At 43.3% G+C, this 13,240-nt stretch carries 8 protein-coding genes; 6 read left to right on the forward strand and 2 right to left on the reverse strand.

Going from position 1 to position 13,240, the window contains the following annotated elements; all coding sequences use genetic code 11:
- Window positions 1–64: 64 nt before the first annotated feature.
- Complete coding sequence (locus V7K97_RS22450) at window positions 65–3,457, forward strand: beta strand repeat-containing protein (protein WP_334803198.1); 3,393 nt, start codon at window positions 65–67, stop codon at window positions 3,455–3,457.
- A gap of 223 nt (window positions 3,458–3,680) precedes the next feature.
- Here V7K97_RS22450 and ftsH4 read toward each other — a convergent pair whose 3' ends face one another.
- A complete protein-coding gene (ftsH4, locus tag V7K97_RS22455) occupies window positions 3,681–5,546 on the reverse strand; it encodes an ATP-dependent zinc metalloprotease FtsH4 (protein WP_334803199.1) in 1,866 nt (621 codons plus the stop codon).
- A 753-nt stretch (window positions 5,547–6,299) separates the two neighbouring features.
- On the opposite strand from ftsH4, the gene V7K97_RS22460 reads away from it, so the two are divergent.
- The gene (locus V7K97_RS22460) at window positions 6,300–6,422 is read left to right on the forward strand and encodes a hypothetical protein (RefSeq protein ID WP_334803200.1); all 123 of its coding nucleotides are present in this window, start codon (window positions 6,300–6,302) and stop codon (window positions 6,420–6,422) included.
- Window positions 6,423–6,576: 154 nt separating this feature from the next.
- Window positions 6,577–9,171, forward strand: coding sequence for a hypothetical protein (locus V7K97_RS22465; protein WP_334803201.1), 2,595 nt, complete (start codon window positions 6,577–6,579; stop codon window positions 9,169–9,171).
- A gap of 505 nt (window positions 9,172–9,676) precedes the next feature.
- Here the strand turns inward: V7K97_RS22465 and V7K97_RS22470 are convergent.
- Complete coding sequence (locus V7K97_RS22470; RefSeq protein ID WP_334803202.1) at window positions 9,677–10,120, reverse strand: TOBE domain-containing protein; 444 nt, start codon at window positions 10,118–10,120, stop codon at window positions 9,677–9,679.
- 368 nt (window positions 10,121–10,488) lie between these two features.
- Between V7K97_RS22470 and V7K97_RS22475 the strand changes: the two genes are divergently transcribed.
- From V7K97_RS22475 to V7K97_RS22485, 3 genes are all read left to right on the forward strand, one after another.
- On the forward strand, window positions 10,489–11,934 hold the full coding sequence (locus V7K97_RS22475) for a deoxyribodipyrimidine photo-lyase, 8-HDF type (protein WP_334803203.1): 1,446 nt from the start codon (window positions 10,489–10,491) through the stop codon (window positions 11,932–11,934).
- A gap of 625 nt (window positions 11,935–12,559) precedes the next feature.
- Window positions 12,560–12,793, forward strand: a complete 234-nt coding sequence (locus tag V7K97_RS22480) for a hypothetical protein (RefSeq protein WP_334803204.1) — start codon at window positions 12,560–12,562, stop codon at window positions 12,791–12,793.
- On the forward strand, window positions 12,786–13,067 hold the full coding sequence (locus V7K97_RS22485) for a hypothetical protein (RefSeq protein WP_334803205.1): 282 nt from the start codon (window positions 12,786–12,788) through the stop codon (window positions 13,065–13,067). Before V7K97_RS22480 ends, V7K97_RS22485 begins: the two co-directional genes overlap by 8 nt.
- Window positions 13,068–13,240: the final 173 nt, after the last annotated feature.

The raw sequence follows: 13,240 nt of genomic DNA on the forward strand, positions 1-13,240 counted from the left end.
CAAATCCTTTGAGTAAGATACTGGCATTTATTCATACAATATTATCTCTTCATTCTAACTTAGTTTGTGGTTCAATTACCTGAAAATTGCTGTAAGTGGCAACGACCTACTGCGGGGTGGTGCGGGCAATGATACTCTCATTGGTGGTGCGGGGAATGACACCCTGAACGATGATACGGGCAATAACTCCCTCGTTGGTGGCACTGGTAACGATTACTTGAATATTGTTGAAAAGGCAACAGGCAATAACACCCTCAACGGTGGTGCTGGTGACGATTACTTAAATGCTGGGAGTTCAAAAGGCAATAACTTACTCTCTGGGGGCGATGGCAATGATTCTCTTTACGCCTCAGACATTACTGATAACGGGTACATCTTTTTTAACTCTTCAGGCGATGACACCCTCAACGGTGGTGCTGGTGACGATACATTGAATGCTATGGGTTCAGAAGGCAATAACTTACTCTCTGGGGGCGATGGCAACGATTTTCTCACCACCTCTGGCTCTTATGAATATAGATTGTATAGTTTTAGCTCCTCAGGGAATAACACTCTCAACGGTGGCGCTGGTGACGATAAAATCTATGCTGACTTTTCATCAGGCAATAACCTACTCTCTGGTGGTGATGGCAATGATACTCTCTCCACCTCTAGCTATGACGGCCTCTACGGTTCTTATTTAACCTCCTCAGGGAATAACACCCTCAACGGTGGTGCTGGTGACGATAAAATCTATGCTTACATTTCAACGGGCAATAACCTACTGTCTGGTGGTGATGGCAATGATTCCTTCTATTTAACCACCACATCACTAGGTACTGATCCCTCTGATTTAGTTACTCAAACAGTAGATGGGGGTAAGGGTGACGATTTGTTGTCCTTCAATTACATAAAGGGTGAGGATGTGTTGTCCTTCCCAGATCCTACAGTGGATATCACAACGACATTCAATGCCACTACTAACACTGGATCAATTACGGCAGGCACATATCGGGTTAATTACAAGAATATCGAAGGATTAAATATCTCAGGTACAGCCAACAACGACAATATTGTGGGGAGCAATGGCAATGATACTCTCTCCACGGGATCTGGTGGCAATGATACCATAGATGGCGGTAGGGGTGAAGATTTGTTGTCCGTCGGTTACAGCAATGCTACAGGAGGTATCACAACGACATTCAATGCCACTACTAACATCGGATCAATTACGGCAGGCACATATCGAGTTAATTACAAGAATATCGAAGGATTAAATATCTCAGGTACAGCTTACGATGACAACATTGTGGGAAATGATGGCAACGATACGCTCTCTGGGGGCTATGATGGCAATGACACCCTAGATGGGGGTAAAGGTGACGATTTGTTGGTATATAGTGGTGGAGGTGGAATCACAACGACTTTCAATGCCACTACTAACATTGGATTAATTACGGCGGGCACTAGTCGGGTTAGCTACAAGAATATCGAACGATTAAATATCTCAGGTATATTCGGCAATGACAGCAATGACAATATTGTGGGGAACAGTGGGAACGATACGCTCTCTGGGGGTTCTGGAAATGATACGATTATTGGCGGTGCAGGTAATGATATCCTGACAGGTGGGAATGATAACGACACCCTAACTGGTGGCGCGGGCAATGATCAATTTGTTTACAACTTGGGCGACGGCAACTTGGGCAACGGCACTGATATAATCACCGATTTCAGTGGCGTGGGTAAAGGCTCAAATCCCTCAGCAACGGTGATTGCCTCCTTAGATACCTTGCAATTTACAGGTAGTGACTTCACTGCTCAAAATCTACAATTAACTCAAAATGGTAATAACTTAGAAATCACCTTTGAAGATGATGACCATAAAAGCAAAGTAATTCTCCAAAACTTCAAATTAGAAAACCTAGATAATCTGCCAGCAACTTCCTCACGACCAGCTATTGGCAATATCCTGTTTGATGGACAAACCAACATCACCGATAGTTTTGATGTGTTTGATGCTAATTCTACTCAAACTAGCCTATTCAACAGGAACACTGTTACCTTCCTCAATGACCTCGATAACAACATTAAGGGTTTTGACAACTCCAATGATGTCATCAATGGTCAGGGGGGTGACGATATCATCGACGGCTTAAGTGGTAATGATCTTTTGAGAGGTGGTGCAGGAAATGATACTCTCATTGGCGGTGCGGGAAATGATACTCTCATTAGCGGTGCAGGCAATGATACCCTCAACGGTGGTGCTGGTGACGATAGCTTGAATGCTAGCGGTTCAACAGGTAATAACACCCTCAACGGTAGTGTAGGTAACGATAGTTTGAGTGCTAGCGGTTCAACAGGTGATAACCTGCTGTTTGGGGGCGATGGCAATGATTCTCTTGACCTTTCTGGCTCCATTCAGAACTTCTTCAACTCTCCCCGCCAGGACTCTCGCTCTTTAGGCAATAACACTCTTAACGGAGGTGCAGGTAACGATAGCTTAAGTGCTAGCGGTTCAACAGGCGATAACCTGCTCTCTGGGGGCGATGGTAATGATTCACTTGACCTTTCTGGCGGCTACTACAGCTACAGCTACGGCACCTCCACCGACTCTCGCTCTTTAGGCAATAACACCCTCAATGGAGGCGCTGGTGACGATAGCTTGAGTGCTAGCGGTTCAAAAGGGAATAACCTGCTCTCTGGGGGTGATGGCAATGATTATCTTGACCTTTCTGGCTATTACTATTACTACTTCAACACCCAGAACTCCCACGACCGCGAATACCGCGACTACCGCTCAAATGGCAATAACACCCTCAATGGAGGTGCTGGTGATGATACATTGAGTGCTAGCGGTTCAACAGGCAATAACCTGCTCTTTGGGGGTAATGGCAATGATTATCTTGATCTTTCTGGCTATTACCTCTCCGAGCCCAACGACTACCGCGACTACCGCTCAAGAGGCAATAACACCCTCAACGGAGGCGCTGGTAACGATACATTGAGTGCTGGCGGTTCAACAGGCGATAACCTACTCTTTGGGGGTGATGGCAATGATTATATCTCCGCCTCTGGCGCTTCCGGTAAGAACATCCTCCAAGGTGGTAGTGGCAATGATATCCTCACAGGTGGCAACGGGAATGATACCCTCTATGGAGGGGATGGGACTGATACCTTTGCTTTCAATAGTTATAGTCAAGGCATTGATACTATTTATGACTTCAATGCCACTAATGAATTGATTCAGGTATCGGCCGCTGGTTTTGGTGGCGGGTTATCAATTGGTTCACTTCAGACAAGCCAGTTTACCCTTGGAACATCTGCAACGACAAGCAATCAACGATTCATCTATGATAATTCTACAGGTGGACTGTACTTTGACCAAGATGGCAGTGCAAGTGGGTTTACTCAGGTAAAATTTGCACAACTTTTAGGCGGTGTGACACTAACGGAAAACAATTTTGTGGTTGTTTAATTGTGATTAGCGCTCTGCTATCATTCTAAGTACGGCTTGCGAGGTACTAAAAGTAGCACCTTGGATTCGATTGATCAATGCAATTAGTATTAACAAAGAGTATATGTTGTCTTGGCGTTGCTGATTGCGGCATTAAAATGAGTGGCTTTTCTCAAACGCAGAGGGACACAGAGTTATTCTCTGCGTCCCTCTGCGGATAAAACCTGACTTTCTTAATTAGGAATTACGGATTAGCTACAGGTTTAACCTGACTGAGCAGACTGTGCAGTTTTTCCCCTTCAATGACTTCTGTTTCTAAGAGTTGAGTAGCGATCGCTTCTAGCAAGTCTCGATTCTGTCTGAGAATCTCTAGGGCTTGCTCGTGGGCTGTTTCCACGATTTCCTTAACTTCGCTATCAATCGCTTTCGACGTTTCTTCACTCACCGCCCGTCGGGGATTACTAGCACCATTGCCCAGGAATGCTGCTTGTTGTCCTTGTTGATAAGCCAATGGCCCTAAGACTTTACTCATACCATAAGCTGTTACCATCCGTTCTGCTAAGTCAGTTGCTCGTTGCAAATCGTTGGAAGCACCTGTTGTAATACTGTTAAACACAATCTCTTCAGCAGAACGTCCACCTAACAATGTTGCAATCTGACCCCGCAATTCTGCTTCATTCATCAAAAAGCGGTCTTCAGTTGGTAATTGCAGAGTGTAGCCCAAAGCAGCCATCCCACGGGGAATAATCGAAATCTTTTCTACCCGACCGTTTCCGGTTGTGAGCGCCCCGACCATTGCGTGACCAACTTCATGGTATGCAACTATCTTTTTCTCTGTCTCGTTCATTACCCGACTCTTTTTCTCTAAACCGGCAACTACGCGCTCAATCGCTTCGGCCAAGTCTTCTTGAGCAACACTTTGACGGAGATTGCGAGCTGCCAATAATGCGGCTTCGTTTACCAAGTTTGCCAAATCTGCGCCAGCGAAACCGGGGGTACGAGTAGCGATCGCTTTTAAATTTACATCATCTCCTAATTTTACCTTTTGAGCGTGAATCTTGAGAATTGCTTCACGATCAGATAAATCGGGACGGTCTACCAACACTTGGCGGTCGAAGCGGCCTGGACGTAGCAATGCCGGGTCTAGTACTTCGGGGCGGTTGGTAGCTGCTAACACAATCACCGTTGCATCGCCAGCTGCAAACCCATCCATCTCTGTTAGTAATTGGTTGAGGGTTTGTTCTCGCTCATCATTACCACCGTAGAAACCGTTACTGCTACGAGACTTACCGATCGCATCCAATTCATCAATGAATATAATACAGGGAGCCTGTTTTTTAGCTTGCTCAAACAAATCTCGCACTCTGGAAGAACCCACACCGACAAACAGTTCCACAAACTCCGAACCAGAGATACTGAAGAATGGAACTCCGGCTTCTCCGGCTACGGCTTTTGCTAAAAGTGTCTTACCAGTACCTGGAGGACCAACCAACAACACACCTTTGGGAATCCTAGCGCCAATTTGCGTAAACCGTGCCGGAGTCTTGAGGAAATCCACAATTTCTACTAACTCAGTTTTTGCTTCTTCTACTCCAGCCACATCTGCAAAGGTGATTTTAGCTGATTCACCTTCAACGTAAACCTTAGCTTTACTCTTACCAATGGAGAGAGCGCCTTGAGGACCACCGCCACCACTACGGGCGAGAAAGAACTGCCAAATGCCAATAAAAATTAGTGGTGGAATCACCCAACTTAAGAGGGTTGTAAACCAAGTATTCTTGGGTGGAGGTGTAGCAGCGAATTCAACTCCTTTTTGTTCTAGCAGTTTGGGTAACTCTAAATCAAAGATTGGTGTTGTTGCAAACACCTGGGCTGGCTCGGTATTTTCTGTTTTTAGTTGGTAGAGGATCTCGTTTTGACCAACGGAAACGCGGCTGACTTCCCCTTCTTGTACTTGATGAATAAATAGGCTATAGGGAACACCAGCAGGGCCAGAAGCAAATAAACCAGGCAAGAATAAATTTAACAGCAGGAATAGTCCTGATACTGCCAGCAATATATTAGCAATGATCCGAAAGCGAGGTGATTTAGGTTGTTCTTTAATTGCCATAAATGTTACCAATCCTTAGAATGAAAACTAAATAGGGGAATGGAGAATTGAGCATTGGTTATTTTCCCTGCTTCTCACATCCCTTAACGGTTTGAGAAACTTAATTAAAGACTGGTCAAAAATGCTGGTATACTTGCCCAATCTAAGCGATGTCTCCGACAGACTATGCCTATGCAAAGTTGTTCAGTTTGTCTTGATTGTCAAAGATACTACCGCTTCTCATAATTTCTCCCCTGTAGCAATGTTTGCACCATTTTTTCATTTATGTAACTAAACTTAACAATTAAATTAATCTTTGGGAACTAATGAGCAAATACGGTTTACCGTACTCAAAGAATTAACACCACTTGAAATCAGAAAACTTTAGTGAAGAGAACGCCGTCAAAGAAGACGCAGAGATTGGGAGACGCAAAGAGAAATCCCCGTGTTCTCTTCCATATCTCCGTGTTATGTTCATTTTTCACCAATAATTTATATCTTTAGATAGATATACACACGATGTTAAAAGTGCCCTAATTACAAAGGCTACGCTTACACAAAAACTTTACTTTGCACGTCACAAAGTTAACTCTAACTTTACCAAAATTACACTTAGCCTATTGACACTGCTTACATATTCATAAGAGTATCTAAGTGTTTTAAAAGATATCAAAACAATTTAAAGATTTCAAAATCAAATCCTTTGACCAAGATACCCAAAAACCGTTATTAACATAATTCGTGATTGAATTTCTTAATTATAAATTACGAATTATGATGTGCAGTCCAATTTTTGAGGTTAGCAATAGCGATCGCATTAGCTACGACACTGTGAATAAGCGGTTATTCTATAAACCCAAACCCAACCTGGTTGCGGAAGTAGCGGTCAATTGGTAGTTCTTACATAGTGCGCCAACTCTCACCGAATCAGATTTTGTCGTGCAAGCATAGGCGCACACAGATGTACGCCCCTACTTGGAACACGGAACTTTAAGCTTAGAACCTTAAGTCCGACTCTCTGACTAACGATAAATAAACAATTGAGAAAATCATGGCTAATTCATCATTCAATCTTCCTAAGCTCTCTTTTTTGAATGGCACTAATGGCTTTGCTATCAACGGCATTGCAGCATATGACTTCTCAGGCGGCTCAGTCAGCAACGCGGGTGACATCAACAACGATGGCATTGACGACCTGATTATTGGGGCATCTAGTGCCGACCCCAACGGCAACCAATCTGCAGGGCAAAGCTATGTGGTGTTTGGGGGGACGAATCTGGGCAGTGGTGGCACCCTCAACCTCTCTTCTTTGAATGGCACTAATGGCTTTGCTATCAACGGCATTGCAGCAGGTGACTACTCAGGCATCTCAGTCAGCAATGCGGGGGACATCAACAACGATGGCGTTGACGACTTGATTATTGGGGCATTTAATGCCGACCCCAACGGCAAACATGATGCAGGGCAAAGCTATGTGGTATTTGGGGGGACGAATGTAGGCAGTGGCGGCACCCTCAACCTCTCTTCTTTGAATGGCACTAATGGCTTTGCTATCAACGGCATTGCAGCAGGTGACTACTTAGGCATCTCAGTCAGCAATGCGGGGGATATAAACAAAGATGGCGTTGACGACTTGATTATTGGGGCATCATATGCATTCACCAACGGCAAATCTTATACAGGGCAAAGCTATGTGGTGTTTGGGGGGACGAATCTGGGCAGTGGCGGCACCTTCAACCTCTCTTCTTTGAATGGCACTAATGGCTTTGCTATCAACGGCATTGCAGCAGGTGACGCCTCAGGCATCTCAGTCAGCAATGCGGGGGACATCAACAACGATGGCGTTGACGACTTGATTATTGGGGCATCATATGCATCCCCCAACGGCAACCGATCTGCTGGGCAAAGCTATGTGGTGTTTGGGGGGACGAATCTAGGCAGTGGTGGCACCCTCAACCTCTCTTCTTTGAATGGCACTAATGGCTTTTTGATTAACGGCATTGCAGCAGATGACTACTCACCCAGCTCACTCAGCAATGCGGGGGACATCAACAATGATGGCGTTGACGACTTGATTATTGGGGCATATAGTGCCGACCCCAACGGCATCCCTAATGCTGGGCAAAGCTATGTGGTGTTTGGGGGGACGAATCTGGGCAATGGTGGCACCCTCAACCTCTCTTCTTTGAATGGCACTAATGGCTTTGCTATCAACGGCATTGCAGCAGGTGACTACTTAGGCGTCTCAGTCAGCAATGCGGGGGACATCAACAATGATGGCGTTGACGACTTGATTATTGGGGCACCTGATGCCGACATCAACTGCGGATATGTTGCTGGACAAAGCTATGTGGTGTTTGGGGGGACGAATCTGGGCAGTGGCGGCACCCTCAACCTCTCTTCTTTGAATGGCACTAATGGCTTTGCTATCAACGGCGCAGCAGGTGACTACTTAGGCATCTCAGTCAGCAATGCGGGAGACATCAACAACGATGGCATTGACGACTTGATTATTGGGGCAGCTGATGCCTCCCCCAACGGCATCCCTAATGCTGGGCAAAGCTATGTGGTGTTTGGGGGGACGAATATTGGGAGTGGTAGCACCCCTCGTAACCTGACTGGAACTCCGAATGCAGATACCTTATTTGGCACACCTAGCAACAACATCATCGATGGGTTAACTGGTGACGATACCCTAACAGGCAACGGCGGTCAAGATAAATTTATTATTCGTTCTGGTGATGGCAATGACACCATCACCGATTTTGGTGGCGTTGGTAAAGGCTCAAACCCATCGGCAGCAGTGATTGCCAATGTTGATACACTGCAATTTACAGGTAGTGGCTTAACTCCCCAAAATCTGCAATTAACTCAAAATGGTAACAACTTAGAAGTTAGTTTTGAAAATGTGGCTTCTACTAAAGTCACTCTGCAAAACTTTGAATTAGAAAATCTAGATAACTTACCAGCAACTTCTTCACAACCTGCCATTGGTAATATCCTGTTTGACGGGCAAACTAGTGTCACCGACAGTTTTGATGTCTTCAATGCCAACTCTAATCAAAGTAATCTGTTCAATAAGAATAGGGTGACATTCCTTAATGACCTCTCTAATAACATCACTGGTTTTGACAACTCCAACGATGTAATTAACGCTCAGGGGGGCAATGACAATATCGACGGTAAGGGTGGCAACGACCTGCTGCGGGGTGGCGCTGGTAATGATATCCTCATTGGTGGTGTTGGCAATGATACCCTTGACGGTGGTGCTGGCAATGATGTTCTTATAGGTAGTGCGGGTGCTGACTCTTTCGTTTATAACACCTCAGATGACTTTGACAGTTCTACTGTTGGTATAGATATCATCTCTGACTTCCAACATTCTCAAGGCGATAAGATTATCCTAGATAAAACTACTTTTAGTGCTATTACTTCATCTGCGGGAACAGGTTTTAGTAATGCGAGTGATTTGAAAATCACTTCTACAGGGAGAACCAGCACCGCGAAAATTATCTACGACGCTGTGAGTGGACAGTTATTCTACAACCAAAATGGCAGTGCGGCTGGTTTTGGCAGCAGCGGTCTATTTGCAATTCTGACTGGTGCGCCAACTCTCAGTGCATCAGATTTTATAGTGCAAGCGTAGATGCACACAGATAACATCTGTGTCAACTTGAGATTAAAACAGGCTAGTACAGCTGTGCTACCCTAGCCTGTGTTCCATTTATACAAAAACAGCTATTACATAAGTGATGTCTACGACGGGCTACGCCTACGCAAAATCCCAAATCTTTATTGTCAAGTCTTGTATAGCAGCATACCAAACAAACATCATACCAGGTTAATCACTACGTAACTTTTATTGCCAGTTGATACTAACTTTCGATCTGCGTAGGCGTAACCCATCAAAGACATCGTATCAACTATATATACTCAATTTATCTTGCAGTTCTCCAAAATCAAAAATGTGAGTAATGATAATTCATCCTTTGAATATCCAACGCCCAGAATCAAGAACCTATCCCACTATTCTAAAAATCCCTACTTCTTTTCATAAAATGTGCTTAAAAACCTTAATTTTTCGTTTTCAGTTCTCAATAAGCTTAAGCTTTATAGCACAAATATTATTAGTGGGATAGGTTCAAGTATTTCTATTCTCTAGCAATGACAATATCATTTGATTTAATCACTGCATAAGCTTCTTTTCCCTCAGAGAGTTCCAACTCTTCTGCGGAAGCTCTGGTGATAATTGAGGTTAATTCTACTCTGTGAATAATCTCTAGAGTTACCTCACTATTAACTGCTCCATAAACAACTCTTTTAACAACACCTTTAAGAATATTCCGAGAGCTAACTTTTAATGATTTCTTTTGAATACTACTTTCTATCTCAGGCTTTTGAGTGTAGGTATCTTCCTGTTTTTGCTGTTGAGTTGGTGGTGGTATTGGGGCTGATGAGTGCTGATTGAGACTACGCACGAGTTCCCGCAGAATCTCAGTCTTGGTGCGTTGAGACTGTTCGCAGAACTCCTCCAGAATCTTCCGCTCGTCCTCTGAAGTTTGAAATGTTACCCATCCTTGTTCTTTTCTTGGCATAATAATATTATTATCAATTTTGGTTATCTTGGTAAAATTCTACCAACTATCAATCTCTATATGTCGTTTTAGTAATAACATTTTTTTGTCATGATTTTTGGCATTTTTATCGCAAATTAATCAAGTAATCTTATATAGTCAACTACATATATATATTTATTTTTTCCTAGATGGGAAATATTTTGTGACTTGAAATTGTCTAAATTATCACAAAAATATTATCAACTCAGATGGTATGATAACAGATTACTGCATAATCTCCTCTGACAATCAGATGCGGATTAAATAGAAAAAATTTATCGCCAGAATCATGCTCATTGATGCCACTAGCATCTAAGCTAGTACGGGTGAACTATATACAGCATAGAATGTCTGACTTAATTTTGTTTTGGCATCGGCGCGATTTACGCATTTCTGACAATACCGGACTAGCTGCGGCAAAACGGCAGAGTCCGAAGGTAGTGGGCGTGTTTTGCCTTGATCCGCATATTCTGGAACGGGATGATGTTGCTCCTGCCAGAGTAACTTATATGATTGGATGTTTGCAGAAACTCCAACAGCGATATGCTCAAGTTGGTAGCCAGTTATTAATACTCCACAGTGATCCTGTACAAGCGATACCAGCTTTAGCAGAGGCAATAAATGCCAAAGCTGTTTTTTGGAATTGGGATGTAGAACCTTATTCTCAAGAACGCGATCGCACCATTATAAATGCCCTCAAAGAAAAAGGTATTGAGTTTCTTAACCAAAACTGGGATCAAATCCTCAACTCCCCAGATGAGATCCGCACGGGTGGTAACAGTCCTTACACCGTTTACACCCCCTTCTGGAAAAATTGGATTACTAAACCAAAGAGTCAACCAGTAGAAACACTAGAAAATGTTGAGGGCTTAACCGAAGCTGAACAGGAAATTGCAAAACTTGCAGGAGCCTTGACACTACCTTCAGCGAAAGATTTAGGATTTATCTGGGATGAAGAATTAATTATTTCACCAGGAGAGGCGGCAGCGCAAGAACGCTTAGAAGAATTTACTAATAAAGCTATTACTGAATACCAAGAACAGCGCAATTTCCCCGCAGTTGATGGAACATCACAACTGAGTGCAGCTTTAAAATTTGGCGTAATTGGCATTCGTACCGTTTGGCAAAGCACCATAGAAGCATTAGAAAATAGCCGTAGTGAGGAAACAGCAGTTAATATTCGCACATGGCAACAAGAATTAGCTTGGCGGGAATTTTATCAACATGCAATGTATAACTTCCCCGAATTAGCTGATGGTGCTTTCCGCGACACCTTCAAAAACTTTCCCTGGGAAACTAACGAAGAACACTTCCAAGCTTGGTGTGAGGGGAGAACAGGCTATCCCATCGTGGATGCAGCAATGCGCCAGTTAAACGAAAGCGGTTGGATGCATAACCGTTGTCGGATGATTGTCGCCAGTTTCCTCACTAAAGACTTGCTAATTAATCCCCAATTGGGAGAAAAATACTTTATGCAGAAGTTGATTGACGGGGATTTATCTGCTAATAATGGCGGTTGGCAATGGAGTGCTTCTAGTGGCATGGACCCCAAACCTGTGCGGATTTTCAACCCAGCCAGTCAAACACAAAAATTTGATCCAGAGGGGGAATATATTCGGCAATGGGTATCAGAATTGCGGTCTGTAGATACAGAATATTTAGTTACTGGTAAAATTCCACCTTTAGAACGTCATGCTGTTGGCTATCCTGACCCAATTGTGGATCATAAAATACAACAACAGCAGTTTAAACAGCGTTATCAACAACAAAAAGCTCTTAGTAATGGTGAGTAAAATTGTGAGTTTTTGAATAGTTGTTTAGGGTTTATATATATGATATATAACGCGATGTGCGACTTATTCTTGAAACCCCACTTCCATTCCTCTCCCCGAAAGGTCGAGAGGCTTTGATTCTTGCTCCCCAACGCTAGTAGGGAAGGGGTTGGGGGTTAGGTCTGAGAGAAAGTCGCACACGGCGTTATATAGGACTCCGATTTGATTTCTGAAAACGTACTGAGACTGAAAAGCCTGTTTTATAAGGGTTTCATCTGAAATCTTGTTCAAAAATCAGATATGAGTCCTATATTTATACGGACATGATATAAGTCCTAGCACTTTTATATATCTCGTGAAAGAAAAATACGTCAGGATTCAGGTTTCTCAAAAATGCCTTCTTGTGTCAGAAAATACGCGAACGGCGATGTCTCCGATGGTCACTGAGCTTGCCGAAGTGCGGGCTACGCCTACGCACCTAAATCAAAATTGCCGAATTTTCAGCCGAGTTTGCATAATTTCTGATGCATTACCGCAAATGCGCTGATATTTTAATTTCCCTTCTTCATAAATTCCGCAAAAACACCGTTACGCTATTTCTACTTGTGATCAAAACTTAGAGCATCCAGTTTATGAGGGCGTGTTTATGACCAACCCTGTAAAGACGATTATCCAAGTCAATCTGGAGATGGCTCTAGAAGTCGCTCAAGAATTGGAGCAAGCTCCATACACTCAACTCGGTAGTTATTGTTTGGAGATTTTACGGGAGATCGGATGTCCTGGTACTGAACTCCCGCTTAACTTACAGACTCGCGATCAGCAGCTAAATTTTATCACAGGCTTTGCATCTTATGCTTTTGGGGAGGTACAAAGTGTATAAAGCATTAATTGAAGATATATTTTCTGATTCAGAAGGGGCAGAAGAAACTACTTTTCCGGCTACAGATGAAGATTTGTTAATCTTAACAGAGAAGTTTTTAGGGTTTGAGATTCCCTCAAAGGTTTTTTTGCAAGCTATAGCCATTGCTGATTATGACTCTGCGGCTGCTTTTCGCTACGTTGATAATTATTTGACTACCCTTAAGAATAAGAAGAAGCGTAAGCATAAGAAATTACTTGTGTTAGGGTCTTCCACTAAGTTTGACAATAATTAATGTGTTTCTTCACAAGCTAACTAAAAACCAATACGATTTAGATAAGATAATTTGCATGACCGATATAGAGACGTTACATTGCAACGTCTCTACACATATTTGTCCCACACCGACAATAAAGAACAATTAGAATTTATCTATGGTAATTCTGAATCAAACGCGCAAGCCCTAGA

Origin of the sequence: Nostoc sp. (genome assembly GCF_036917815.1) — a bacterium.
In the GTDB taxonomy this organism is placed as follows: Bacteria; Cyanobacteriota; Cyanobacteriia; order Cyanobacteriales; family Nostocaceae; genus Nostoc.